Annotated in this window: 22 protein-coding genes; 17 read left to right on the plus strand and 5 right to left on the minus strand. The window is 60.8% G+C overall.

Annotation, left to right across the window (positions count from 1 at the left end):
* The 5 genes from NXC24_RS31135 (at nucleotide 1) to NXC24_RS31155 (ending at nucleotide 7009) form a co-directional block, all read left to right on the plus strand.
* Nucleotides 1–1968, plus strand: a complete 1968-nt coding sequence (locus NXC24_RS31135) for a hydantoinase B/oxoprolinase family protein (protein ID WP_104827161.1) — start codon at nucleotides 1–3, stop codon at nucleotides 1966–1968.
* 48 nt (nucleotides 1969–2016) lie between these two features.
* Entirely contained in the window at nucleotides 2017–2889 is an 873-nt protein-coding gene (locus tag NXC24_RS31140; protein ID WP_104827162.1) for a LysR substrate-binding domain-containing protein, read from the plus strand.
* Nucleotides 2890–3014: 125 nt separating this feature from the next.
* Nucleotides 3015–4478 carry an aldehyde dehydrogenase family protein gene (locus NXC24_RS31145; protein WP_104827163.1) on the plus strand — a complete coding sequence of 488 codons (1464 nt, stop codon included), beginning with the start codon at nucleotides 3015–3017 and terminating at the stop codon, nucleotides 4476–4478.
* Nucleotides 4479–4487: 9 nt separating this feature from the next.
* Nucleotides 4488–5531 carry a tartrate dehydrogenase gene (locus NXC24_RS31150; RefSeq protein WP_104827164.1) on the plus strand — a complete coding sequence of 348 codons (1044 nt, stop codon included), beginning with the start codon at nucleotides 4488–4490 and terminating at the stop codon, nucleotides 5529–5531.
* Nucleotides 5532–5551: 20 nt separating this feature from the next.
* Nucleotides 5552–7009 (plus strand): NAD-dependent succinate-semialdehyde dehydrogenase, encoded by a 1458-nt coding sequence (locus NXC24_RS31155; protein WP_104827165.1) that lies wholly within the window; start codon nucleotides 5552–5554, stop codon nucleotides 7007–7009.
* A gap of 93 nt (nucleotides 7010–7102) precedes the next feature.
* Here the strand turns inward: NXC24_RS31155 and NXC24_RS31160 are convergent, their stop codons facing one another.
* Nucleotides 7103–7696 carry a TetR/AcrR family transcriptional regulator gene (locus NXC24_RS31160; RefSeq protein ID WP_199773626.1) on the minus strand — a complete coding sequence of 198 codons (594 nt, stop codon included), beginning with the start codon at nucleotides 7694–7696 and terminating at the stop codon, nucleotides 7103–7105.
* Nucleotides 7697–7856: 160 nt separating this feature from the next.
* Here NXC24_RS31160 and NXC24_RS31165 point away from each other — a divergent pair, with 160 nt between their 5' ends.
* Complete coding sequence (locus tag NXC24_RS31165) at nucleotides 7857–8255, plus strand: RidA family protein (protein ID WP_104827167.1); 399 nt, start codon at nucleotides 7857–7859, stop codon at nucleotides 8253–8255.
* A 12-nt stretch (nucleotides 8256–8267) separates the two neighbouring features.
* Here the strand turns inward: NXC24_RS31165 and NXC24_RS31170 are convergent, their stop codons facing one another.
* Together NXC24_RS31170 and NXC24_RS31175 are read right to left on the minus strand one after the other, a co-directional pair.
* The gene (locus tag NXC24_RS31170; protein WP_104827168.1) at nucleotides 8268–9545 is read right to left on the minus strand and encodes an FAD-binding oxidoreductase; all 1278 of its coding nucleotides are present in this window, start codon (nucleotides 9543–9545) and stop codon (nucleotides 8268–8270) included.
* Between the two features lie 12 nt (nucleotides 9546–9557).
* Nucleotides 9558–10226: a haloacid dehalogenase type II gene (locus NXC24_RS31175; protein ID WP_104827169.1), complete on the minus strand. Its 669-nt coding sequence runs from the start codon at nucleotides 10224–10226 to the stop codon at nucleotides 9558–9560.
* A gap of 325 nt (nucleotides 10227–10551) precedes the next feature.
* On the opposite strand from NXC24_RS31175, the gene NXC24_RS31180 reads away from it, so the two are divergent.
* From NXC24_RS31180 to NXC24_RS31210, 7 genes are all read left to right on the plus strand, one after another.
* Nucleotides 10552–11391 carry a GNAT family N-acetyltransferase gene (locus tag NXC24_RS31180; protein ID WP_104827926.1) on the plus strand — a complete coding sequence of 280 codons (840 nt, stop codon included), beginning with the start codon at nucleotides 10552–10554 and terminating at the stop codon, nucleotides 11389–11391.
* An 11-nt stretch (nucleotides 11392–11402) separates the two neighbouring features.
* Nucleotides 11403–12776 carry an aspartate aminotransferase family protein gene (locus tag NXC24_RS31185; RefSeq protein ID WP_104827170.1) on the plus strand — a complete coding sequence of 458 codons (1374 nt, stop codon included), beginning with the start codon at nucleotides 11403–11405 and terminating at the stop codon, nucleotides 12774–12776.
* Between the two features lie 273 nt (nucleotides 12777–13049).
* Entirely contained in the window at nucleotides 13050–13766 is a 717-nt protein-coding gene (locus NXC24_RS31190) for an HAD-IA family hydrolase (protein WP_104827927.1), read from the plus strand.
* A gap of 74 nt (nucleotides 13767–13840) precedes the next feature.
* Entirely contained in the window at nucleotides 13841–15451 is a 1611-nt protein-coding gene (locus NXC24_RS31195) for an ABC transporter substrate-binding protein (protein ID WP_104827171.1), read from the plus strand.
* Between the two features lie 96 nt (nucleotides 15452–15547).
* Complete coding sequence (locus NXC24_RS31200; RefSeq protein ID WP_104827172.1) at nucleotides 15548–16498, plus strand: ABC transporter permease; 951 nt, start codon at nucleotides 15548–15550, stop codon at nucleotides 16496–16498.
* A 2-nt stretch (nucleotides 16499–16500) separates the two neighbouring features.
* A complete protein-coding gene (locus tag NXC24_RS31205; protein WP_104827173.1) occupies nucleotides 16501–17343 on the plus strand; it encodes an ABC transporter permease in 843 nt (280 codons plus the stop codon).
* Nucleotides 17343–19004, plus strand: a complete 1662-nt coding sequence (locus tag NXC24_RS31210) for an ABC transporter ATP-binding protein (RefSeq protein WP_104827174.1) — start codon at nucleotides 17343–17345, stop codon at nucleotides 19002–19004. The genes NXC24_RS31205 and NXC24_RS31210 overlap by 1 nt, the downstream gene beginning before the upstream one ends.
* A gap of 36 nt (nucleotides 19005–19040) precedes the next feature.
* Here the strand turns inward: NXC24_RS31210 and NXC24_RS31215 are convergent, their stop codons facing one another.
* Entirely contained in the window at nucleotides 19041–19517 is a 477-nt protein-coding gene (locus NXC24_RS31215) for an Lrp/AsnC family transcriptional regulator (protein ID WP_028752029.1), read from the minus strand.
* A 250-nt stretch (nucleotides 19518–19767) separates the two neighbouring features.
* Here NXC24_RS31215 and NXC24_RS31220 point away from each other — a divergent pair, with 250 nt between their 5' ends.
* The 3 genes from NXC24_RS31220 (at nucleotide 19768) to NXC24_RS31230 (ending at nucleotide 22153) form a co-directional block, all read left to right on the plus strand.
* Nucleotides 19768–21093 (plus strand): FAD-binding oxidoreductase, encoded by a 1326-nt coding sequence (locus tag NXC24_RS31220; RefSeq protein ID WP_104827175.1) that lies wholly within the window; start codon nucleotides 19768–19770, stop codon nucleotides 21091–21093.
* Between the two features lie 285 nt (nucleotides 21094–21378).
* Nucleotides 21379–21621 carry a DUF982 domain-containing protein gene (locus NXC24_RS31225; RefSeq protein ID WP_104827176.1) on the plus strand — a complete coding sequence of 81 codons (243 nt, stop codon included), beginning with the start codon at nucleotides 21379–21381 and terminating at the stop codon, nucleotides 21619–21621.
* 277 nt (nucleotides 21622–21898) lie between these two features.
* On the plus strand, nucleotides 21899–22153 hold the full coding sequence (locus tag NXC24_RS31230; RefSeq protein ID WP_104827177.1) for a DUF982 domain-containing protein: 255 nt from the start codon (nucleotides 21899–21901) through the stop codon (nucleotides 22151–22153).
* A 684-nt stretch (nucleotides 22154–22837) separates the two neighbouring features.
* Here the strand turns inward: NXC24_RS31230 and NXC24_RS31235 are convergent.
* A complete protein-coding gene (locus tag NXC24_RS31235; RefSeq protein WP_046610246.1) occupies nucleotides 22838–23101 on the minus strand; it encodes a hypothetical protein in 264 nt (87 codons plus the stop codon).
* A 404-nt stretch (nucleotides 23102–23505) separates the two neighbouring features.
* Between NXC24_RS31235 and NXC24_RS31240 the strand changes: the two genes are divergently transcribed.
* Nucleotides 23506–24936 carry a family 16 glycosylhydrolase gene (locus NXC24_RS31240; RefSeq protein WP_104827178.1) on the plus strand — a complete coding sequence of 477 codons (1431 nt, stop codon included), beginning with the start codon at nucleotides 23506–23508 and terminating at the stop codon, nucleotides 24934–24936.
* The last annotated feature ends 20 nt before the right edge of the window (nucleotides 24937–24956 follow it).

The raw sequence follows: 24956 nt of genomic DNA on the forward strand, positions 1-24956 counted from the left end.
ATGGCAATCGATCGCAGAAATCTGAAGGTGCTCGCCAACTTCTGTGCCGCCGCCGCCGATGCCATGGCCTTCACCCTGATGCGCACGGCGCATTCCGCTTTCGTCAAGGAAACGGAGGACTTCTCCTGCCAGGTGGTGACGCGCGAGGGGCTTGCCTTCGCAAGCCCACGCCAGTTCGGAGCCCCGTGGTACAGCGGCATCGACTACCGCCCTCTCCTCGACATGTTCGATGACTATGCCGAGGGCGACATCTGCATCACCAACGATCCCTATAGCGGTTTCGTCGCGACCCATTCTCCCGATATCCATATCTGGAAACCGGTGTTTCACGGCAGCGAGATCGCCTGCTTCGTCGTCGGCCATATTCACAATACCGATGTCGGCGGCGCAGTCCCTGCCTCTTTGTCGCGCTCGCTCACTGAAATCGAGCAGGAAGGCTTGCGCATTCCGCCGGTAAAGCTCGTCGAAAACGGCGTGTTGAACGATTTCGTGCTGCGCACTGTCAGGGCCAATGTCCGCCTGCCGGATCAGAACATCGGCGACCTCAACGCCCAGATCGCCTCCGTCAATATCGGCGAGCGCAAGCTGAAGGAGATTATTGCGCGCTTCGGCTTTGACGATTTCATCGACGGCGTCGGCCAGATTCTCGACTATGCGGAGGAACAGACGCACGCCATTCTCAAGCGCATACCGGATGGCGACTATTTCTTCGCGGACTATGCCGATGAGGATTCGGTCGGCGGCAAGCCTTGCCGTGTGGCGCTGACGCTGCGTATCCGCGATGACGAGATCGAACTCGACTATACCGGCAGCGATCCACAATTAGGGTCGTCGCTCAATATGCCGACCGGCGGGCGCGAACGCCATCCGCTGGTGATGGTGGGCCTGACTTATGTCTTATACACCCTCGACAACTCCCTGCTACTTAATGCCGGAACGCTCCGGCCGGCGCGGGCGGTGCTTCCCGAAGGAAGCATCGTCAATTGCCAGCGTCCCGCCGCCGTCGGCATGCGTTCCCTGACCTGCGCCATGACCCAGATCGTCACGGTCGGTGCCTTTGCGAAGGCGCTTCCGGAGTTGATGCCGGCCGCCTCCCCTGGTGGTAATGCCATCATGAACATCAAGACCAGCGCCAGAAACGGCCGGCCGGTCATGGCCTCGATCGGCCCGGTCGGCGGCGGTGGCGGCGGAACACCGATCGGCGACGGTAGCGACGGCGCCGGCGGTGCTACAGGTTTCCTGCGCAACACGCCGATCGAGATCAGCGAGGCGGAAGTGCCGATCCGCTTTCTCCGTTATGGGCTGCAGACCGACACGGGCGCGCCCGGTCGCTATCGCGGCGGCCTGTCGGCCGTGATGGAATTTCAGGTCTCGGCGCCGGAAACCGTTGTGACGGCGCGCAATCGCAATCGCTCAGTCATGCCCTCCTGGGGTCTCGCAGGCGGTCATGCCGGCACCATCTCACGCTTTATCCGCAACCCCGACGGAGACGATGAGATTTCGCTCGGCAATACGGACATTGTGCGCTGCAATCCCGGCGACGTGATCCGCGTCATTGGTCCCGGCGCCGGTGGCTATGGCGATCCGTTCGAGCGGCCGGTCGAAAAGGTCATTCAGGATGTGCGCCGCGGCGCGATCTCAATCGAAAGTGCGCGACGCGACTACGGCGTGGCGATATCGGATGGCGTGGCTGACGGCGAGGCGACCGCAGCTCTACGGGCCGACCGATCGCCAAAGACCGCTCCCATCATCTATGCAGCAGAGCGGATCGCCTTTGAATCGGTATGGACGGAGGAGCGCTACGATCTATTGACCGGCTTTCTCGCCGGCGTGCCGGTCGGCTGGCGATTCTTTTTGAAGCACAGGATCTTCGATGCGGTCGCGTCCCACTCAAACAAGTCGGACGATGGCATGGCCGAACAGATGCGCGCCATCTTCGCCGAGATGCGCGAACGCTACGGCGTTTGACAGTCTGCGGCGATTGGTTATGACATCCATAACCTGAAGGCGGATCTCATGAACGCACGCCAGCTAGAAATCTTCCGGGCGATCATGCGCGACGGTACGCTGACCGCAGCCGCGAATTCGCTTGGGATATCGCAGCCCGCCGCCAGCAAGTTTCTCCATCACCTGGAAAGCCAGCTCGGCTACACGCTGTTCGATCGCATCGGCGGGCGGCTCGTGCCGACCATGGAGGCCAACCTGCTGTTTGCAGATGCCGACCGGGTGTTTCGTGAGATGGAAGCCCTGAAATCGCTGGCGCGGGATATCGGTGCGCAAAAGATCGGTTTGCTGAGGCTCGGGATCAGCCTGGCGGTCACCTATTCGGTGCTGCCGAAGGCACTCCTGCGCTTTCGCGCGCGGCATCCGGAAGTGAAGGTTCATCTCCACGCCCTGCCGAAGCGCGAGATCGCCGAGGCGCTGCTTCTCGGCGACATCGATCTCGCCGTCACACTGTCGGTGATCGAAGCCCCGACCGTTCGCAGCGAAATCCTTAGCGATGTTCCGATCGTCGCGGTAATGCGGGCCGATGATCCCCTGGCATCCAAGGCAAGGATCGGCCCCGCCGATCTCGACGGTTTGCCGCTGATCTCCTACGGCGCCCATGCGGAAATCGGCGCGGCGATGGACGAAGCTTTTTCGAGCTGCGGCCTGCAGCGCGAGGTCGCCATTCAGATTGCCTCTTCGGTCGGCGCGGTGCCGCTGGTGCGCGAGGGGCTCGGCATCGCCCTGGTCGACGGGCTCGTTGCCTGGCATGGCTTCGAGGGTCTGGTGGCCCGCCCCTTCGAACCGAAGATTGCCATGCGGATGGTGGCCGCCACCAATGACGCCCGGCCCGCCTCGCGATTTGTGCGGCCCTTTCTCACCACATTGCGTGATGTTCTCTAAAGCGCCGAATCTTGCGCTGAAACGCTGAGGGCAAACGGGATATTCCGTCGCGACGGCGGAAGCATCAATCGAAACTGCCAGGGTGCAGCCGATAGACTTGCCCGATCCGACGGTAAGGAACGGCCATGACCCTTAGTTTCGATCCAAATTCGCTCGATCTCCCAAGCGGACATTTCATCGCTGGCCGCTATGTCGCAGCCATCGGCGGCATGACCATGCACCGACCGTCGGATGGCGTTGCTTTCACGGAATGTCCGGTGGCCGGAAAGGACTTGGTCGATCGGGCCGTCGATGCCGCGAACCGGGCCCTGAAGACCAGCGGCTGGTCCTCCCTCCGACCGCGTGAGCGAACCAAGGCGCTGGTTCGTTGGGCTGACCTGATGGAAGAAGAGGCCGTGACGCTCGCCCGTCTAGAAGCCGTATCCTCGACCCGCCCGATCGGCCAGCTCATCGCCGGCGATATAGCCATTACTGCCGAGCAGATCCGCTTCTTCGCGGAGTTCGCTGACAAGGAAGGTGGCGATCTGGTCCCGACTGACGACCACAGCCTCGGTATGATCATGACCGAACCCTACGGGGTCGTCGGCGCGATCACCCCCTGGAACTTCCCGATTTCCATGGCCGGCTGGAAGCTCGGCCCCGCATTGGCAGCGGGCAACGCCGTGGTGCTGAAGCCCTCCGAGATGACGCCGTTTTCGACGCTCTACATGGCGGAACTCTCGGTACGTGCCGGCATTCCCGCCGGCCTGATCAACATCGTTCTCGGCGATGGCCCGACGACCGGCGCGGCGATCACCAGCCATCCCGGTATCGGCAAGATCAGCTTCACCGGTTCGACAGCAGCCGGTGCGGCGATCATGGAGAATATCGCCCGCAGCGGCGTCAAGCCGATGACGCTGGAACTCGGCGGCAAAAGCCCGCAACTCGTCTTTGCCGATGCCGATTTCGATCTGGCCGCCGAGGCGATCGCCCGCAACGTCCTCGCCAATGCCGGCCAGGCCTGCGTGGCGGGTTCGCGGCTGATTGCCGAGCGCTCGATTGCCGAACCTCTCGCCGAGGCGATCCTCGGGCACATGCATCAAATCAAACCAGGCCCCACCTGGGACGAGAAAAGCCTCTATTCGCCTGTTATCTCGGAGCGCCAGATCGGGCGTATAGACAGCATCGTTCAGGCCGCGATCGGCGCCGGCGCGGAATGCCTGACCGGCGGTTCGCGGCTGGAGCGATCGGGCTACTTTTATGCCCCGACGCTGCTTGCCGGGGTCGACCAGGCCTCGCCGGCGGTCACTGAAGAAATCTTCGGGCCGGTGCTGACGCTGCAGACCTTCGAGACGGAGGAGGAAGCGCTCTTGCTTGCCGATCATCCGACCTACGGGCTTGCGGCGGGCCTATTCACGCGCGATCTTTCCAGAGCCGTCCGCGTGACGCGCCGCCTTCAGGCCGGAACCGTCTGGGTCAATCGCTACGGGCGTTCCCGCGACCATATTCTGCCGACTGGTGGATACAAGAACTCTGGTATCGGCAAGGACCTTGGCCGCGATGCCTATCTCGCCAATCGTCGCAGCAAATCCGTGCTGATCAACATCTGAGGAGCTGACATGAAGACCTATAGGATCGCTCTCATCCCCGGCGACGGCATCGGCAAGGACGTTACCGCCGCAGCGTGGCAGGTATTGGAAAAAGTGGCTGGGAAGACGGGCTTCGGCCTGGAGCCGACCAGCTTTCCCTGGTCCTGCACCTACTACAAGGAAACGGGCACGATGATGCCGGCCGACGCCATTGCGACCCTGCGCCGTTTCGACGCCATCCTGCTCGGCGCGGTCGGCTGGCCGGCCGAGGTGCCCGATTCCGTTTCGCTGCACGGCCTGCTTCTGCCGATCCGCAAGGCCTTCGAGCAATATGCCAATATCCGGCCGCATCGGCTGCTGCCGGGTGTCGAAGGGCCGCTGAAGACACGCAACTTCGATATTCTCTGCATTCGCGAGAACACCGAGGGCGAATATTCCGGGGCCGGCGGACGCGTGCACCAGGGCACGGCAAACGAGGTCGCCGTCGAGACTTCGATTTTCACCAGAGCCGGCGTGGAGCGCATCCTGCGCTTCGGCTTCGAACAGGCCCGCGCACGCCGCGGAAAGCTCGCCTCCGTCACCAAATCGAATGCGCAGAAATATTCCATGGTGTTCTGGGATGAGGTCACGGCGCGGCTCGCCGCCGACTATCCGGATGTCACCGTAACGAACTACCACATAGACGCCATGGCGGCACGCATGGTTATGGCGCCGGAAAGCCTCGATGTCGTCGTCGCCTCCAATCTGTTTGGCGACATCCTGACCGACCTCGGCGCCGCCATCCAGGGCGGGCTTGGCTTTGCCGCCTCCGCCAATCTCAACCCGAACCGCACGGCACCGTCGATGTTCGAACCGGTGCACGGCTCCGCGCCCGATATCGCCCATCTCGGCATCGCCAATCCGATTGCCGCCATCTGGTCGGCCGCCATGATGCTGGATCATCTCGGCGAAAAGCCAGCCGCAGCCGAAATCATGCGCGCGATTGCCGCGACAACCGAAGCCGGCATCGGCACCTTCCCCGGCAAGGACAAGACCGATGCCATCACCCATGCCGTGCTGACCGCACTCGCCTGAACGACAAGGAAACAACAACAATGATCGACCTCAAGGACCGGAGCCTATTGCGCCAACAGGGCCTGATCGATGGACTCTGGCGCAATGCCGCCTCCGGCAAGACCCTCGACGTCATCGATCCGGCCACGCAGACAGTAATGGGCACGGTTCCCGACATGGATGGGACGGAGACGCGCGCCGCGATCGAAGCCGCCAGCGCCGCCTTCCCGGCCTGGCGGGCGAAGACCCATGCCGAGCGGGCACAACTGCTGGAAGCTTGGCATGATCTGATGATCGAACATTGCGACGATCTCGGCTTGATCCTGACGACAGAGCAAGGAAAACCGCTGGCCGAGGCGCGTGGGGAAATCCGCTACGGCGCCTCCTTCGTCAAATGGTTCGCCGAGGAAGCGCGCCGGATCGGTGGCACGACCATACCCTCGCCGACCCGCGACCGACGCATCGTGGTCCTCAAGGAACCGGTCGGTGTCTGCGGCATCATCACGCCCTGGAACTTCCCCAATGCAATGATCACCCGCAAGGTGGCCCCGGCGCTCGCCGCCGGCTGCACGGTCGTCATCAAGCCATCCGACCTCACGCCCTATTCGGCGTTGGCGCTCGGCGTTCTGGCCGAACGCGCCGGCATCCCTTCGGGCGTCATCAACATCGTCACCGGCCTGCCGACCGCGATCGGCAACGAGCTGATGCGCAATGAATCAGTCCGAAAGATCTCGTTCACCGGCTCGACCCGCGTCGGCGCACTGCTGATGCGCGGCGCCGCCGACAGCATCAAGCGGCTCAGCCTCGAACTCGGCGGCAACGCGCCCTTCATTGTCTTCGACGATGCCGACCTCGACCTTGCCGTCGAAGGCGCTATCGCCTCCAAATTCCGCAATGGCGGCCAGACCTGCGTCTGCTCCAACCGCATTCTGGTGCAGGACAAGGTCTACGACGCCTTTGCCGAAAAACTGGCCGCCCGCGTTTCCGCCATGAAGGTCGGCCCTGGCACGCAAGCGGGCATCGACATCGGTCCGATGATCAATTCCGCCGCCATCGAGAAGATCGAGCGCCACGTTGCCGATGCCGTCGAGAAAGGCGCGACGATCGTTGCAAAGGCTTCGAACCTGCCAGAAGGCCGGCAATATGCAGCCCCCATCGTCCTGTCGGGTGCTACCACCGACATGCTGCTTGCCAGTGAGGAGACCTTCGGACCGGTCGCCCCGCTCTTCCGTTTCAAGACCGACGAGGAGGCGATCGCCATCGCCAACGGCACGCCCTTCGGGCTTGCGGCTTATTTCTATACCGGAAGCCTCAAGCGCTCCTGGGCCGTCGGCGAAGCGCTGGAATTCGGCATGGTCGGGCTGAACACCGGCGCGATCTCAACCGAAGTCGCCCCCTTCGGCGGCGTCAAGCAATCCGGCCTCGGCCGCGAGGGCTCGCAAGTCGGCATCGAGGAATATCTCGAACTGAAGACCTTCCACATCGGCGGGCTTGGCTGAGCCTGTCAAAAACAACAAAAAGGGCGCGCCAAAAGGGGCGCCCTACCGACATGCTGCAGAGACATTCTGACAGCTTTCCTGCCCGGCAGGAATTCACTCGGGCTTCACGAGAAGGCCAGCAGCCAAAGCACGGAAGGTCTCGATAGCCTTTGGTAGCACATGCTTCGGATCGTCGCTGGCTGCGACCCAAAGAGCAGCATTGAGCGCGGCGCCGCTAAGAAGCCGAGCGGCCGCCTCGGCGTCGAGCGGCTTGAAAATCTCTTTGGCGATAAGACGCTCTACCGTCCGCTTGGTTTCCTGAAAGCAACTGCTCTGGCTGGGCCATTTTGATGGATCACCCAACACGGCAGGTCCGTCGAGCAGAACGATGCGTTGAACTTCCGGAACCAGTGCCATCTCGATATAGGCAGCGCCTTCGGCAAGCAGGCCTTTCCAATCGTCTCCCGCCCGTGCGCCGATCTCTTGGGCCTGCGACGCCATTTCCGAGTCGATCTGATCGACAACGGCCGCAAGAAGCCCGCGCTTGTCTCCGAAATTGTGATAGAGCGCCCCACGCGTCAGGCCGACCTCGGCCGTCAGCTCGTCCATTGATGCAGCCGAATACCCTTTTTCAGCAAAGGCTTTTCGCGCCGCCGCGATCAGTTTGGCACGGTTCTCCTCCATCGTATCGATACGTCGTTTCGCCATCCTGCCCTCAAATTTCATATACGATGCGTATGTGGACTTGACATACGGCGCGTATGCCAGTTATTTCACATACGCATCGTATATGAGATGAGGCGGCGTGTGAAGCAGAATGCATCCTGCTCATCCGCTGTCGCCAACGATAATGAAGAAAGGATCGAGAATGACCAAACGTGAGGCAATTTTTCCCGCCAACAGACATGCCCTTTACGAGGAACATGGCTATTCGGCCGCCATTCGCTCCGGTGACCTTCTGTTCGTGTCCGGGCAAGTCGGCAGCCGTGCCGACGGGACGCCGGAACCTGATTTCGGGCATCAGGTCCGTTTGGCTTTCGAAAACCTCAAGGCAACGCTGGACGCCGCGGGGTGCACGTTCGATGATATAGTGGACATAACAGCGTTCCACACAGACCCGGAAAACCAGTTCGCAACAATCATGGCCGTCAAGCAGGAGATCTTCAGCGGTCCGCCCTATCCGAACTGGACGGCCGTCGGCGTGAACTGGCTTGCCGGCTTCGACTTCGAGATCAAGGTCATTGCCCGCATCCCTTCGAAGGCGTGATACTTGATCCGACTATTGGAACCGATCGAGCGTCTTGTAATACATGCCGACCAGCGGCAGGAACCAGGGCTTGCCGAAATGCCCCGGCACCGCCGGCCACTCGAGGCCTTTGACCGGATTGCGATCGGCCTTTCCCAGTATGGCGTCGGCTATCATCATGCCCATATGCGTTGCCATCTGTGCGCCATGGCCGGAATAGCCCATCGCGTACCAAAGCCCGTCCACATGGCCCGCGCGCGGGAAGCGATCCTTGGTCATGTCGACCAGGCCACCCCAGCAATAATCGATCTCGATCTTTGCGAGATGCGGGAAGATTTCCGCGAGGCTGGCCCGCAGAATCTCGCCGCTCTTGGCGTCGGATTGCTGATCAGACGTTGCGGAAAACCGGGCCCGGCCACCGAATATGAGGCGATTGTCCGGCGACAGCCGGAAATAATTGCCGATGTTGAGCGAAGTCACGCAGGTGCGGTTGCCGGGCATGGTCGCGGCGACCTCCGCCTTGGTCAGCGGACGCGTCGCGATGATGAAGCTACCGACAGCAACGATGCGACGGCGGAAATAGCTGAAGATGCCCGGCGTATAAGCGCCGGTTGCCAGGAAAACATTGTCAGCCGAAAGCTTGCCGCGCGTGGTCGTCAATTCATGGCGGCTACCGTTGACCTTCCTGTCGGTCACGGCGGCATTCTCGAAGATTACCGCGCCGCTACGCACTGCGGCTTCTGCAAGACCGACCGCATAGCGCCCCATATGCATCATCGCGCTCTTCTTGGAGAGCATGGCGCCATGGAACGACGTCGATCCGATCTCCGCCTTGAGGTCATCTGCCGTCAGCAGCGCCGTATCCGGATCGATCTCGCGATGAACCGCCTCGAAATTCTTGGCGATGCTGTCGAAATGCGCTGGCTTGGAGGCAAGCTTCAGCTTGCCCGCACGACGGAAATTGCAGTCGATGCCCTCCTCGGCAACGATCCGCTCGACAGTGTCGACGGCATCGTCGAAGGCGCGATAAAGCGCCTTCGCCCGCTCGACGCCGAGTTCCTCCTTCGCCGCGATGAAACTATGGGCGATGCCGTTATTGAGATGACCGCCATTGCGGCCGGACGCGCCGGAGCCGACTGTGCCCGCCTCCAGCACGACCACTTTGGCGCCGGCCTTGGCGAGCTGAAGCGCCGCCCCTAGTCCGGTAAAGCCGCCGCCGATCACCGCGACGTCATAATGACCTTCGAGCGGAGCCGTGCTCTGCTTTGCGAAACGCGGGGCTGTGTCGTGCCAATAGGACTTAAATTGCATGGCGGCCTCCCGTCAGAGCCCGACGACGCCGGGCAGACCGGAAATATCCTTGATCTCGGTATATTCATAATAGGGATTGGCGGGTTCGTGACCCCGGTTAACCCAAACCTTGTGCTTGATACCGAGATCATAGGCCGACATCAGATCGTAGCGGAAGGATGAGGAGCAGTGCAGGATGTCTTCCGGATTGCAGCCGAGCATATCGAACATATATTCGAACGCCTTGAAGCGCGGCTTGTAAGCATTGGCCTGCTGCGCCGTGAAGACCGCATGGAACGGCGCACCGAGCTTTTCGACATTGTACATGATCTGCTCGTTCATCGCGTTCGACAGGATGACCAGCGGGATTTCCTTGGCGACCTTGGCAAGCCCCGCCGGCACATCCGGATGCGGCCCCCAGCTCGGCACGGTTTCGTAGATCGAACGGGCGTCTTCGGCGCGGAAGGTGACGCCGTTCCTGCGGCAGGTCCGCTCGATGGCATTGTGGAGCACTTCATTATAGGGTTTCCAGTCTCCCAGAATCTCGTCCAGCCGGTAGGCTGCGAAATTCTTGATGAACTGCGCCATGCGCGGCTGGTCGAGCTCGCCGCCGTAGATCTTCTGAGCAGCCTCGGCCATCTGGAAATTCGTCAGAGTGCCGTAGCAGTCGAAGGTGATGTATTTCGGCCGGAACTTCGTCATGTCTTGGATCCTTGCAGAATGCCGCGCAGGCGCTAATGAATGAGAACATCATAGGCAGCCTTCTTCCATCGGTTCACCGCATTTAGGCCGTCGCGAAGCAGAAAGTTTTGTATCGCCGCTCCGCTTTGGCAGAGAGTTGCGCGTCGCCACAAGCGCGTTGCCACCGAAATCCGCAATCGCAGCCCGCAACACCAACCGCCCCGGCATAAGATGCGGCGCGCATGCCGGCGGACGGTGGAAGATACCGCTGCTGCCCTTTCGTCGGGACGATCTTCTTTCGCTACGGGTCTATCAAAAAGAAAAGCAACGACGGGAGAAAAAGCCTGTGCAGGCAACCGGGATCGATCTTCGCCCCCTCGACCACTCTCACCTTCAATCGGCCCTGGCGCTGTCCCGTCAGGCAGGCTGGCCGCACCGGCTGGAAGAGTGGCAGATGCTGCTGGAGCTTAGCCGCGGCCTCGTGGCTATCGAGGACGACCAGGTCGTCGCCACGATCTTCGTCACTCCCTATGGCGATGACGTCGCAACGATCAACATGGTGATCGTTGATGAATCGATGCGCGGGCGCGGTATCGGCCGCCGGATCATGCAGGCGGCCCTTGATATCGTTGGTGATCGTGAGTGCCGGCTCGTGGCGACTGCCGACGGTCTGCCTCTTTATGAAAGTCTCGGATTCAAGAAGACCGGCGAGATCGTTCAACACCAAGGCCCGCTGCTTGCATGCATTGCGCCGCCGACGGTGGATTGGGCGACAGCCGCCGATATCGAGCAGATCGTCACCCTCGACCGCATCGCTTTCGGAGCGGATCGCAGGCCACTCATCCAAGCCCTGGCCCAAGCCGGCCGTCTGGCGATTCTGCGCGAAGCCGACGCGCTTCGCGGTTACGCGGCCTTGCGGTCCTTTGGCCGTGGCGAACTCTGCGGCCCGGTCGTTGCAGAAACCACTGACGAGGCCCAGGACCTTTTGAGCTTTCTGTTCGCGGCCCGGTCGGGCGCATTTATGCGTGTCGATACCGGGGCCGAAACTGGCCTTGCTCCCTTCCTCCTCGAACATGGCCTGGCCCATGTCGGCGGCGGCATCACCATGCATCATGCACCTTCCTCTACCCCGTCATCCGTTCCCAGCGTTCACACATTTGCCCTGGCCAGCCAGGCTCTGGGCTGAAGAGAGACATCATGCTGAGCAATTCCCTTATCGAACTCGATCGCGCCCACCTCGTTCACCCCGTCGCCTCCTATCGCGGTCACGAACAGGCCGGCGTCCGGGTGTTGAAATCCGCCAAGGGCGCGACGGTCACCGATGCATCGGGCCATCAGATGATCGACGGCTTTGCCGGTCTCTGGTGCGTCAATGCCGGCTATGGCCATGACAGCATCGTGGAGGCAGCCGCCCGTCAGATGCGGGAGCTGCCCTATGCCACCGGCTATTTCAGCCTCGGCTCCGAACCGGCCATCCGGCTCGCCGCCGAATTGGCTGACCGCGCTCCCGGCGACCTCAACCATGTCTACTTTACGCTCGGCGGTTCCGACGCCGTCGACAGCACGGTCCGCTTCATCCGCTATTATTATCACGCGCTCGGCAAGCCCACGAAGGATCAGTTCATCTCGCTCGAACAGGGTTATCACGGCTCGTCCACCGTCGGCGCCGGCCTGACGGCGCTTCCGGTCTTCCATGCCGGCTTCGGCATGCCGCTCGACTGGCAGCACAAGATTCCCACCCATTATGCCTATCGCAATCCCGTCGGCACCGATCCGCAGGCGATCATCGCCGCTTCGGTCGCCGCACTGCGTGCCAAGGTCGAGGAGCTGGGCGCCGAGCGTGTGGCGGCTTTCTACGCCGAGCCAATTCAGGGTTCCGGCGGCGTGCTGGTTCCGCCGACCGGCTGGATGAAGGCAATGCGCGACCTCTGCAGCGAACTCGACATTCTGTTCGTTGCCGACGAGGTGATCACCGGCTTTGGCCGTACCGGCCCACTGTTTGCCTGTTCTGAAGACGGCATCGTCCCTGATTTGATGACGACCGCGAAGGGGCTGACGTCCGGCTATGTGCCGATGGGGGCCGTCTTCATGTCGGAGAAGGTCTATGGCACGATTGCCGACGGCGCCGGCGCCTCCGCGATTGGCCATGGTTATACCTATTCCGCGCACCCCGTCAGCGCCGCCGTTGGCCTCGAAGTGTTGCGCCTTTACGAAAACGGCCTGTTGGAAAATGGCGTCAAGGCTGGCGCGCGTCTGATGGCCGGCCTTCGCAATCTCCGTTCCCATCCGCTGGTCGGCGACGTGCGCGGGCGCGGCATGCTCGCTGCCGTCGAACTGGTGGTCGACAAGGAGCGCAAGACGCCCTTGCCTGCGGCTGCCGAGCCCGCGCGGCGGATCTTCGATCGCGCCTGGAACAATGGGCTTGTCATCCGCGCCTTCGGCAACGGTGTTCTCGGCTATGCGCCGCCGCTCTGCTGCACCGATGGGGAGATCGATGCGATCATCGAACGTACGCGCAGGACTCTGGACCAGACACTTGAAGACCCCGATGTACGGGCAGTGCTTGCCTGAGCGCAAAACGGGGCCTTGGCGGCATCGGCGAAATACCGCTTTGCCCTCATATTCGCAATTTTGTGCCGCCACAGCTCTCCCATTCAGAGAATCCGGCGAGCCTTTACTGCGAAACTGAACTGACTAAAGGCGCTCAATGCCCGAAAAACCGGGATTTTCGGCAGATACGAGAAAATCTTCGGTGGGAACAGGACAGCATTTTCTTCTGCATTCAGCCGGCGATCGGAATTGGGTGCACTCAATCAAGAACTGACATTTGGCGAGGGCAGACACTTGGCAAAGAGCCTAGCGGATTTCAAATACCTCACCTTTGACGTCGTCGGAACCCTGATCGACTTCGAAGGCGGTATCAAGGATTGCCTGGCGGCAATCGCGGACGAAGCCGGTGTTTCCGTCGATGGCGAGGAAGCGCTCGCCCTCTATCGCGCCGCGCGCTATTCCGGAGATGCCGGGCTGTTTCCCGACGATCTGGTTCGCGTCTATCTGGTCATCGCCCCGACATTGGGATTGCCGTCCGAACAAAGATACGGCGAACGCCTGCGTGATTCCGCCAAGAGCTGGAAAGGCTTTCCGGACAGTGCCCAGGCTCTGCAACGCCTTTCGCAGCGCTATCGGCTGATCGCCATGACGAATGCCCGCCGCTGGGCGTTCGAGCATTTTTCCAGGGAACTCGGCAATCCGTTTTATGCCGCATTCACCGCCGACGATACGGGCACGGAAAAGCCCGATCCGGCTTTCTTCGAGCAGGTCTTCGCCTTCGTCGCCAAGGAAGGCGGCTCAAAGGACGACATTCTGCACGTCGCGCAAAGCCAGTATCATGACATCGGCATTTCGCGGCGGCTCGGCATGACCAATTGCTGGATCGAGCGACGCCATGCCCAGAAAGGCTATGGCGGCACGATCGAACCCAAGGAATTCACCAGGCCCGATTTCCATTTCACCTCCATGGCAGGACTTGCCGACGCAGTGGAGGCAATCAAGGCCGCTTGACCGACTATCCGGTATCGACCTCGCGGAAAAAGACGAGGCGTGCCAATCAAACCTTAACAACAAGGGGAACGCAGATGAACGACAAGATCACGAATTGGACCAGCGCAGACGATGCCATGGTCGAAAATGCCATTCGCCGCGGAGCCACCCGCCGCGATCTCCTGCAGATGCTGCTTGCCGGCGGCATCGCTGCCGCAGCCGGCGGCGCAATCTTCGGGCGCGCCTCGGCGGCTTTCGCCGCAACCCCCGTCTCGGGCGGCTCGCTCAAGGCAGCCGGCTGGTCGTCATCGACGGCCGACACGCTCGATCCGGCCAAGGCGTCGCTCTCGACGGACTATGTCCGCTGTTGCGCCTTCTACAACCGTCTGTCCTTCCTCGACAAGGACGGCGTCACGCAGATGGAACTCGCCGAAAGCATCGAAAGCTCCGACGCCAAAGTGTGGACCGTCAAGCTTCGCAAGGGCGTAACCTTCCACGACGGCAAGACCCTTTCGTCCGCCGACGTCGTCTATTCGCTGAAACGCCATCTCGATCCGGCTGTCGGCTCGAAGGTCAATGCGATCGCCAAGCAGATGACCGGCATCAAGGCTGTCGACCCGCAGACCGTTGAGATTACCCTCGCCAATCCGAACGCCGATCTTCCGACCATCCTTGCCATGCATCACTTCATGATCATTGCCGATGGCACGACGGATTTCAGTAAAGCTAACGGAACCGGCGCATTCGTCTGCGAAAGATTCGAACCCGGCGTACGGTCCGTCGCCGTCAAGAACAAGAACTATTGGAAGTCAGGTGGCGCGCACCTCGACTCCTTCGAGTTCTTCGCCATCGAGGACGATTCCGCGCGCGTTAATGCGCTGCTTTCGGGCGATATCCAGCTCGCCGCATCCATCAACCCGCGCTCCATGCGGCTTCTGGACAGCCAGAAGGGCGTGACGCTCTCGAAAACCACATCCGGCAACTATACGGACCTCAACATGCGCCTGGATATGAACCCAGGCAGCAGCAAGGACTTCGTGACCGGCGTCAAATATCTCCTGAACCGGGAAGTCATTCAGAAGTCGGCGCTGCGCGGACTTGCCGAGATCGGCAACGACCAGCCGGTGCCGCCTTCCAACATCTACCACAATGCCGATCTGAAGCCGAAGGCCTACGATCCGGAGAAGGCCAAGTTCCACTTCCAGAAGTCGGGTCTGCTCGGCCAGTCCATTCCCGTCGTCGCCTCCGACGCTGCAACCTCCTCCGTCGACATGGCGATGGTGCTGCAGCAGGCCGGCGCCGAGATCGGCATGAAGTTCGACGTCCAGCGCGTACCCTCTGACGGATACTGGTCGAACTACTGGCTGAAGGCGCCGATGCATTTCGGCAATATCAACCCACGTCCGACGCCGGACATCCTCTTTTCGCTGCTCTATTCCTCCCAGGCTCCATGGAACGAAAGCCAGTACAAGTCGGAGAAATTCGACAGCATGCTGGTGGAAGCGCGCGGCCTGCTCGATCAGGCCAAGCGCAAGGCGATCTACGGTGACATGCAGGCAATGATCGCGGAAGAGGCCGGCACCGCCATCCCGGCCTATATTTCCAACGTCGACGCGATCTCCTCGAAGCTGCATGGCTTGGAGGCCAATCCGCTCGGAGGCATGATGGGTTATGCCTTCGCGGAATATGTCTGGCTCGACGCCTGATCCTCGCCTTTGTACCCGACCAGTGGTGCCACGGCACCGCTTGTCGGGTACAGTGCCGTATAATCGGCACATCCGTTCTCGCGATGGGGATCTGTCATGAACCGCCACGTTCTTTCTCTCGTGCTCGGCCGTGTGATCGTAGCCGTGATCACACTGCTCATCGTGTCGTTCACGGTGTTTGCGGCAACGGAAATGCTGCCCGGCGACGTGGCGCAGATCCTCCTTGGTCAAGCCGCAACACCGGAAGCGGTCGCGGGCCTGCGTGCCGCGATGCATCTCAACGATCCGGCGATCCTGCGTTTCATTCGCTGGCTTGCCGGCCTTGCCACCGGCAATCTCGGCATTTCCTACGCCAACAACATGCCGATCGCCGATCTGATCGGCGCCCGACTCGGAAACTCGCTGAAACTTGCCGCAGCCACCACTCTGTTTTCCGTGCCGATCGCGCTGACCCTTGGCATTACCGCAGCCATGCTGCGCGGCTCCCTCTATGACCGCATCGTGACGGTGGTCTCGATCGGCGTGATTTCCGTGCCCGAATTCATGGTCGCGACATCCGCTGTGCTGATCTTTGCCGTCTATCTCAAATGGCTGCCGGCGCTCGCCTTCGCCAATGAGATCCACTCCTTTTCCCAAATGCTGCGTGTCTTCGCGATGCCGGTCATCACGCTGAGCTTCGTGATATCGGCGCAGATGATCCGCATGACCCGGGCAGCCGTCATTGAGACACTGAATACGCCCTACGTGGAAATGGCGCTCCTGAAGGGCGCCTCGCGCCCGCGCATGGTCCTGAAACACGCATTGCCGAACGCGCTCGGCCCGATCGTCAATGCAGTGGCACTTTCGCTGTCCTACCTGCTTGGCGGCGTCATCATCGTCGAAACGATCTTCAACTATCCCGGCATAGCCAAGCTGATGGTGGATGCCGTCGCCACCCGGGATCTGCCGCTCATTCAGACCTGTGCCATGATTTTCTGCCTCGTCTATCTGCTTTTGATCACCATCGCCGACATCATCGCCATCATGTCCAATCCGAGGCTGCGCTGACCATGGCTCTTACCGCACTCACCCCTCGCCGGTTCGGCTTCCGATTTAACATCGTCGGCATGCTCGGCCTTGCCGTCATCCTGGCCTGGGCGCTGGTCGCCATCTTCGCGCCGCTGCTGATCCCCTACCCGATCGGCGACATCGTTGATTTCGATTATTTCGGGCCGATGTCTGCCAAGTTCTGGCTCGGCACCGATTATCTCGGCCGGGACATCTTCTCCCGCATTCTCATGGGTGCGCGCTACACTGTCGGCATCTCGCTTGCCGCTGTCTGCATTGCCTGCTTCGCCGGCGTCGCGCTCGGCATGATCGCAGCGGTGATCGGCGGCTGGTTCGACAGCGTGCTCAGCCGCTTTCTCGATGCGCTGAACTCCATCCCGAGCAAGCTCTTCGGCCTTGTGGTCGTCGCCGGAGTGGGCTCGTCGATCCCGGTGCTGATCATGACGCTTGCCGTCATCTACACACCGGGCGCCTATCGCTTCTCGCGGGCGCTTTCGGTCAACATCAACACCATGGATTTCATCACGGTCGCCCGCGCCCGCGGCGAAGGGGCGCTCTATCTCATCCGCTCCGAAATCCTGCCCAATATCCTTGGGCCGGTCATGGCCGATCTCGGCCTGCGCTTCGTCTTCATCGTGCTGCTTCTATCTGGGCTCTCCTTCCTCGGCCTCGGCGTGCAGCCGCCGAATGCGGATTGGGGGGCTCTAGTGCGCGAAAACATCGGCGGCCTGCCCTTTGGCGCACCCGCGGTGATGTTTCCGAGCATCGCGATTGCCAGCCTAACCATCAGCGTTAACTTGCTGATTGACAACCTTCCCCAGAAGATCCGAGACCGGAGCAATTAATGGCCAAACTCGTCGACATTCGCGACCTGAAGGTCGAGGCCAAGACGGATGCCGGCCGCCAGGTCGATATCATCCGCGGCGTCAGCTTCGACATCCAGGAAGGGGAAATCGTTGCCCTCATCGGCGAAAGCGGCTCTGGCAAGACGACGATCGCGCTGACCCTGATGGGCTACACGCGGCAGGGCTGCCGGATCAGCGGCGGCCAGGTCCTGCTCGCCGGCAAGGACATGGCAAGCCTGCCCGAGAAAGCCAGGGCTCGCATCCGCGGAACCGAAGTCGCCTATATCCCGCAAAGTGCCGCGGCAGCTTTCAATCCGGCGCAGACGATCATGGAGCAGGTGATCGAAATCACCCGTATCCACAACCTGATGCCGGCCGAAGAGGCAAGGACACGCGCCGTCGAGCTCTTCAAGGCGCTGAGCCTGCCGAACCCCGACACGATCGGTGCTCGCTATCCGCATCAGGTTTCCGGAGGTCAGTTGCAGCGCCTTTCAGCCGCGATGGCGCTGATCGGCAATCCGAAACTCATGATTTTCGACGAACCGACGACGGCACTTGACGTAACGACGCAGATCGAGGTTCTCCGAGCTTTCAAGTCGGTGATGAAAAAGGGCGGCATCGCCGGAGTCTACGTGTCTCACGACCTCGCTGTCGTGGCGCAGGTCGCCGACCGGATCGTCGTTCTGAAGGGTGGAGAGGTCCAGGAAATCGGCGAGACTAAACAGATCCTCTCCGCACCCGCTCATCCCTATACGCGCCAGTTGCTGGGTGCCTTCGAACCGAAGCTCTACGCCTCCCCGGCTTCAGCCGAGCCCGAAAAGATACCCGCCCTGCTGGAAGTTACGAATGTGGTGGCGGGCTATGGCGCCATCCAGCCGGACGGTCTGCCGGCAGCGACGGCTCTCAAATCCGTGAGCCTCAGACTCGAAGCCGGCCGCAATCTTGGCGTCATCGGCGAATCCGGCTGCGGAAAATCAACGCTTGCCCGCACCATAGCCGGCATCCTGCCACCGGTTTCCGGGAACATCATCTTCAACGGAAAACAGCTTGCCGCCGATGCCCGGAACCGCCAGCGGGAAGAACTGCAAAAGCTGCAGATCGTCTTTCAATTTGCCGATACGGCGCTCAATCCTGCCAAATCGATCGGGGAAATACTCGGGCGTCCGCTTGCCTTCTATCATAATCTCGGCCGCAGCGAGCGCGAGGCCCGCATCGACCAGCTCCTCGACATGGTCCACCTGCCAACAGCCCTCAAGCATCGGCGCCCGCCGGAACTGTCCGGCGGCCAAAAGCAGCGCATTAACCTCGCGCGGGCACTTGCAGCCGAGCCGAAGCTCATCCTATGCGACGAGATCACATCAGCCCTCGACACGGTCGTTGCCGCTGCAATCCTCGACCTCCTCAAGGAACTGCAACGCGAACTCGGGCTCTCCTACATCTTCATCAGTCACGATCTGTCGACGGTGCAAGCGATCTGCGACGAGATTGCGGTGATGTATGCAGGCGAGAAGATCGAGCAGCTCGCATCTGCCGATCTTGCCGGCGGTACAAAGCACCCCTATTCCAAGCTGCTCTTCTCCTCCGTGCCGAAACTTGACACTGGCTGGCTGGATAGCCTGGAAGAAAATCCCGAGCTGGTTCGCGCCCTTGCGAAACGCTGAGATGCGCTTCGGTAAATCGACGGGCGGCGAATAGGCTCAGACCGGAAACAGGCTGGTGAGCGGCATATGCGCTTTGACAATCGGTGATTTCAGCACGACGAAGCTGAAATATTTGTCGATGCCGATTTCCATGTCGATCAGCCGTTCCATGGTCGTCTGGTATTCGGCAATCCCGGCGGTCACGAACTTCACCAGATAGTCGTAGCCTCCGGAAACGAGATGGCATTCCACCACCGAGTCGACCTTCTCGACCGCCGCAAGAAAGCGCGCGAAATCGATCTGGCGATGATTCTTGAGGGTGACCTCAGTGAACACCGTGAGCGTCTGCCCGAGCTTGGCGATGTTGATCTGCGCCGAATAGCCAACAATGTAGCCTTCCGCCTGCAGTTTCTTGACCCGCATCAGGCAGGGACTCGGCGAGAGGTTGACGAGTTCGGCAAGTTCCACATTGGTGATGCGGCCGTTTTTCTGCAATTCGTAGAGGATCTTGATGTCGATCCGGTCGAGTTTCATCGGCACGCTCCAATTTCGCGGCGACAGGTACCACCTGGCGGAATAATCTTTTGTCATCTTATGCGGAAAGCCTTACTTAGCAAGCGGAATTGAACCTTTCCGCGCTGATTTAACCTCGTAAAATCCGGATCTTAGCACAAGAATTCGCCTTAACCGCGTGCGACAGAAGGAAATGCTGTCCGCTGGCAATCTGCAGCATTTGCGCGGGGAAAGCTCGACTAGAATGCTCGCTTGTAACCTGGAGAGTGCCATGCCCGCCCCGCTTCTGCACATCGAAACCACCCCCGCACTGCCCGAAAAGGCCGATGTCGTGGTGATCGGCGGCGGAATCGTCGGGACCTTCGCCGCCTACTATCTCGCGCGGCGGGGCTTGAAGGTCGCGCTTCTCGAAAAGGGGCGGATCGGGGCCGAACAATCCAGCCGAAACTGGGGATGGTGCCGTCAGCAGAACCGGGATGCCCGCGAACTGCCGATGGCGACGAAGAGCCTCGCTCTCTGGGAAGATTTCGGCAAGGAAAGTGGCGAGGATACCGGCTTCAGCCGCTGCGGCCTGCTCTATCTGAGCAACGACGACACGGAGCTTGCCGGCTGGGCGAGCTGGGGTGAATTTGCCCGCGGCGTCGGCGTTACCACCCATATGCTTGATCAAAAGCAAGCAAGCGAATTCGGATCGGCGACCGGCCGGCGCTGGAAGGGCGGCGTCTTTTCCCCGACCGACGGCACCGCCGATCCGTCGCGCGCTGCCCCGGTGGTCGCCCGCGCCATCATGGCGCTCGGCAGCAGCGTTCATCAGATGTGCGCTGCCCGCGGTCTTGAGACCGAAAGCGGCCATGTCAGTGCCGTCGTCACCGAGAAAGGCACGATCCGAACCCGGATGGTGGTGATGGCCGGCGGCGCCTGGGCATCGTCCTTTTGCCGGCAGCTCGGCATCCGCTTTCCGCAAGCCTCGATCCGTTCCTCGATCCTGTCGGTCGCACCTGGCGCCCAAGGTCTGCCGGCGGCGCTGCATACGGCCGCGGTTTCGGCCACGCGCAGAGGCGACGGCGGTTACACGCTTGCGATCAGCGGCCGCGCCCGCGTCGATCCGACATTGCAACAGTTTCGTTTCGCCCGCCATTTTGTGCCGATGTTCGCCAAGCGCTGGCGCAGCCTCGCTGCCGGCGGCTTTGAGGGTCTAAAGGGTGGGCACGAAACTTTGTCGCGCTGGCGGCTCGATCGACCGACCCCGATGGAGCGGAACCGCATTCTCGATCCTAGTCCGGATCGGAAGCAGATCGAATTGACCCTTGAGCGAGCACGAGCGTTGCTTCCAGCGCTTGCCAACACCCCCGTCTCGGCCGCATGGGCCGGCTATATCGACAGTACGCCCGACGGAGTTCCCGCGATCGGCGAAATCCGGGCACTGCCCGGACTGGTCCTGGCAGCAGGCTTCAGCGGCCACGGCTTCGGCATCGGCCCAGGCGCCGGCCATCTCGTCGCGGACCTTGTCACGGCCGCAAAACCGATCGTCGATCCAAAGCCATATCATCCGGATCGGCTGAATGGCTCGTCCTGGGGCGAGGTCGCGGAATTTTGACAGCTTCACAGATGGGCCGGCGGCGCGTAATATGACCCGCCGCCGGCACCGGAATTGTGCCCGCAAGCATCAGCGCAGAAAATGTGAACGCCAGTAGCCGTAAGTCCCGCAGCCTGACGATGGTTGCTCTTTGACGTGGCGTCGTCGCAAGCAGCTCGATCTATAATCCTTGCTGACTTGCCTAGCTTTTTCGTGCGGAGATGGAATTTTTTGGTCTCACTCTTGGAACCGAGCGGCACGACCATCGTTTGCCTAACTTCACCTGAAGGACAAAGGAGGATCAGAATGAGCGCTCTCGCATGGGAGGCACCCGTCTCCGTCATTGTCAGCAGTGGGAAACAAAAGGCCGTCAAAGGCCCGGCCGAAGCTGTGGGGTGCCTGGAAAGGGAATGGCCCATAGCCGACGGCGTGTTTCTAAGGGAAGCCAAAAAGGTCTGCAGCGCCGCGCTCGAGCACGAATGTACGGCGAGCGAAGCGCGTGACGCCTTTGAAATGGCCTCAATCGAGGCACTTCTGGTTCGCCGCTGAGGCTATTTGCCGATCGCTCTCGCGCCGCCAACGACGCGGGACACGGCAACCTGTTCAAGCCTCATCGACATCTCTCCCTCATAGCGTGAGCTTTGGCCGCACTAGGCCGAGCCGCGCCATGTCGCTGCCGCTGTCATCGGGCGTCGGCGTAGTCGATTCTCCGGCATCACGCTCCGGCTATTTTGGCCACTATCGGGAGGCGACTAGATCGCGCCGCCTTCCGCGGAACGTTTTTTGCAAGGTTACCGAAGTCTTTATGTTTCGGAGGTAATGCGTTTTGAAACGAAACACCTTGCGGCCCTTCCCCGCCGTGACGCTCGTGATGGGAGGCGCGGAGGGCTATCGGCGCGTCAATTCGGTACAGGATGCGACCGAGACGTTGCTGGAACACTGGCCGATTGAAGATGGCGAAGAGTATGTGACCGCCGTACGAATATGCCTCGATGCGATGATGGGTGTGGTCTGTGTAGAAGCAGCGCGAGAAGCATTCATCAAGGCGGCGAAAGAAGCCGGAGTAGCTCTATTGCAGTGAGATCAGGGGCAGCTCCTCATTTTGTGGGGCGGCCTGCTCTGTCGCATGCAGCCATCAGTCCGGCTGTACGAATTGTCGCACGACATGAAATCGCGGGAACCTAAGCGCTCGATATTGGTTTCATGCCTGCGGGCCGCTTGCCCGTAGCTCACGGTGCACCACGCCGGCCACTGGAGCGTGAGCCCGCCGCGACTACCGACTCCCGGTCTGCGGCGGGCTTTTGTTCGCGGCTATCGGCTCTTACAAAAGCCGCAGCCGGATTTCACGGGGCGGCCCCTCATTCGCCAACCTTTATCCGCGTCAAGGCTGTCACCGGTATCGTTAGGCCCCATCTCTGCTGGGCCGCGAAGGGGTGGCGGTAATACCCTTCTGATTATTTTCGCTGCGACCTGCGGGTGCGGGCTGCATCTACTCTGCTTCGTCGGCACGTTCATAGCGATCCTCCCGCTTCCCTTTCATATGCGGAATTCGGTAGCAGATGCCACCAGCCGAAGGGAGTGCGTGGCAGCTTCGCGCCACCGGCGTCGACTTCCGGTTTCACCCGTCAGCGTGAATCGCGCCGCCGCTCAACAGCAGCCGTGGTGTCACAGCCCCAGTGCCGACAATCAATATTATCTGACCGATACTGAGGCATCATCGCAAAACCCAGAACCGACCTTCTCGACACTGCCCCCTGATTTCCCGCTACGATTGTGTGAGAATCACCAAGGTCTCCGGCAATACTCCGTCATACTCCATCGCATCCGCCGCTTGCTTGGACTTCATAAATTCCGCCAGGCGGCCCATGTCGGGAACGTCCATGACCAGGCCAACTCGGTTGGACGCTTGTGGATCAACAAACGTACGAATGTTTGTGCAGCCGAGGGGTTCGAAAACCTCTTTGCGGCGCGGTGAAGTGAGCCAATGTTTGACGTCTTTGACATCGTGATAGGCCAATATGGTAGGCATAGCATCCTCCTCTCAAAGCCGAATAGAACACTACGCCGCGATTGATCACATTGATATTACCCGGATGGGCGGGGATCGTCGTCCGCAAATGGCAAAGATTTCGATGTTCTCGTCTGCTTGCGGCCATAGCGGCCGTAGACAGTCCAGTCACCAAGGAGGGCTTCGCGCCTAAAAGCAGTCGTGGTCGCATTTGCTACCGAACTCCGTTCATATGATGCCCCCGGGGAACGAACAGCTTGTGATTGAGCAAGGCGATCATTAGCCGGACAAACTTTATAAAAAGCTGAAGTTAACGTCATAAGGGGCTGTGCTGCGCTGCGGAAAATGTTATCCATCTAACGTAAGCACGGAGGAATATTGGCTCTGTTGGAGGAGACAGCCGAGCACAACGGAAGAGGTTTCCGATGCCCAATTCAGTTCTCAATGCACTAGGTCAACCGCTCTATTACAGCGGAACTTCGACAAGTTGGTTTTCCGCCACGGGCTCCGGTCCGACGCTTTACGGCACGGCTGGAAATGATTCGATCTGGGGCGACGCCTCCGTCAACGTCACGATGGTGGGCGGCACTGGAGACGATATCTATTATCTCTATTCCAGCATCAACCACGCCTCCGAGGCGCCCGGCGGGGGCGTAGATACCATCAATACGTGGATGGACTACACTCTGCCTGACAATTTCGAGAACCTTACGGTGACCGGCAACGGCCGCCATGCCTTCGGCAACAGCGCCGACAACATCATCACCGGCGGCACAGGCAGCCAGACCATCGATGGCGGTGCAGGCAATGACGTCCTGACCGGCGGAGGCGGCGCCGACACCTTTATCCTCACCAAGGGCAATGGCAGCGACCTCATCACTGACTTCAGCAGCGACGACAAGGTGCGCCTGAACCAATACGGGCTGACGTCCTTCGATCAAGTCGTCAGTCACCTCAGCCAGCACGGCGCCAATCTGCAACTCGATCTTGGCAACGGCGAGAGCCTGGTTTTTGCCAACAAGACTGCTGCCGACCTGAGCGCGGACCAGTTCCAGCTCGGACTCGACCGCTCCGCGCTCACACAGACCTTCTCGGACGATTTCAACACGCTTTCTCTCCATCAGGGCACACAAGGCACCTGGGATGCGAAATACTGGTGGGCGCCGGACAAGGGCAGCAGCATGACGGGCGAGTTGCAGTGGTATATCAATCCGTCTTATGGCCCGACCGCATCGGTCAACCCATTTTCCGTTTCCAACGGTGTATTGACGATTTCAGCCCAACCGACGCCTGATGCGCTGAAATCACTTCTGGACGGGCATAACTATACGTCCGGCATCCTGACCACCCACTCTACCTTCGCCCAAACCTATGGATATTTCGAGATGCGGGCAGAGATGCCGCATGATCAGGGCACATGGCCGGCTTTCTGGCTTCTGCCGGAAGATGGTTCTTGGCCGCCGGAACTCGATGTCGTGGAAATGCGCGGGCAGGACCCGAACACGGTCAACGCCACGGTTCACTCGAATGCAACGGGCCAGCACACGATACAATCCATTCCGGTGCAAGTTCCCAGCACCGATGGTTTCCACAATTACGGTGTGCTGTGGGATCAGGATCAAATCGTCTGGTATTTCGACGATGTGGCCATCGCGCATACCGCAACACCGGCCGATATGCACAGCCCGATGTATATGCTGGTGGACCAGGCCGTCGGCGGTACAGCAGGCACTCCGACGGACAGCCTGAAAGACTCTGAGATGAAAATCGACTACATCAAGGCCTATCAGTTGAACGACCATCTTAGCCAGACGGCTGCGGCCGCGGCTGCCCATACTCCGGACTGGCATATCTGATAAAGCGCAAAGCGCTCTGC

Origin of the sequence: Rhizobium sp. NXC24, assembly GCF_002944315.1 — a bacterium.
GTDB lineage: Bacteria > Pseudomonadota > Alphaproteobacteria > Rhizobiales > Rhizobiaceae > Rhizobium.

What these genes read in the sequence shown, in the direction of transcription:
- NXC24_RS31135 (WP_104827161.1), top strand. Translation starts at nt 1, where the DNA reads ATGGCAATCGATCGCAGAAATCTGAAGGTGCTCGCCAACTTCTGTGCC.
- NXC24_RS31140 (WP_104827162.1), top strand. Translation starts at nt 2,017, where the DNA reads ATGAACGCACGCCAGCTAGAAATCTTCCGGGCGATCATGCGCGACGGT.
- NXC24_RS31145 (WP_104827163.1), top strand. Translation starts at nt 3,015, where the DNA reads ATGACCCTTAGTTTCGATCCAAATTCGCTCGATCTCCCAAGCGGACAT.
- NXC24_RS31150 (WP_104827164.1), top strand. Translation starts at nt 4,488, where the DNA reads ATGAAGACCTATAGGATCGCTCTCATCCCCGGCGACGGCATCGGCAAG.
- NXC24_RS31155 (WP_104827165.1), top strand. Translation starts at nt 5,552, where the DNA reads ATGATCGACCTCAAGGACCGGAGCCTATTGCGCCAACAGGGCCTGATC.
- NXC24_RS31160 (WP_199773626.1), bottom strand. Translation starts at nt 7,696, where the DNA reads ATGGCGAAACGACGTATCGATACGATGGAGGAGAACCGTGCCAAACTG.
- NXC24_RS31165 (WP_104827167.1), top strand. Translation starts at nt 7,857, where the DNA reads ATGACCAAACGTGAGGCAATTTTTCCCGCCAACAGACATGCCCTTTAC.
- NXC24_RS31170 (WP_104827168.1), bottom strand. Translation starts at nt 9,545, where the DNA reads ATGCAATTTAAGTCCTATTGGCACGACACAGCCCCGCGTTTCGCAAAG.
- NXC24_RS31175 (WP_104827169.1), bottom strand. Translation starts at nt 10,226, where the DNA reads ATGACGAAGTTCCGGCCGAAATACATCACCTTCGACTGCTACGGCACT.
- NXC24_RS31185 (WP_104827170.1), top strand. Translation starts at nt 11,403, where the DNA reads ATGCTGAGCAATTCCCTTATCGAACTCGATCGCGCCCACCTCGTTCAC.
- NXC24_RS31195 (WP_104827171.1), top strand. Translation starts at nt 13,841, where the DNA reads ATGAACGACAAGATCACGAATTGGACCAGCGCAGACGATGCCATGGTC.
- NXC24_RS31200 (WP_104827172.1), top strand. Translation starts at nt 15,548, where the DNA reads ATGAACCGCCACGTTCTTTCTCTCGTGCTCGGCCGTGTGATCGTAGCC.
- NXC24_RS31205 (WP_104827173.1), top strand. Translation starts at nt 16,501, where the DNA reads ATGGCTCTTACCGCACTCACCCCTCGCCGGTTCGGCTTCCGATTTAAC.
- NXC24_RS31210 (WP_104827174.1), top strand. Translation starts at nt 17,343, where the DNA reads ATGGCCAAACTCGTCGACATTCGCGACCTGAAGGTCGAGGCCAAGACG.
- NXC24_RS31215 (WP_028752029.1), bottom strand. Translation starts at nt 19,517, where the DNA reads ATGAAACTCGACCGGATCGACATCAAGATCCTCTACGAATTGCAGAAA.
- NXC24_RS31220 (WP_104827175.1), top strand. Translation starts at nt 19,768, where the DNA reads ATGCCCGCCCCGCTTCTGCACATCGAAACCACCCCCGCACTGCCCGAA.
- NXC24_RS31225 (WP_104827176.1), top strand. Translation starts at nt 21,379, where the DNA reads ATGAGCGCTCTCGCATGGGAGGCACCCGTCTCCGTCATTGTCAGCAGT.
- NXC24_RS31235 (WP_046610246.1), bottom strand. Translation starts at nt 23,101, where the DNA reads ATGCCTACCATATTGGCCTATCACGATGTCAAAGACGTCAAACATTGG.
- NXC24_RS31240 (WP_104827178.1), top strand. Translation starts at nt 23,506, where the DNA reads ATGCCCAATTCAGTTCTCAATGCACTAGGTCAACCGCTCTATTACAGC.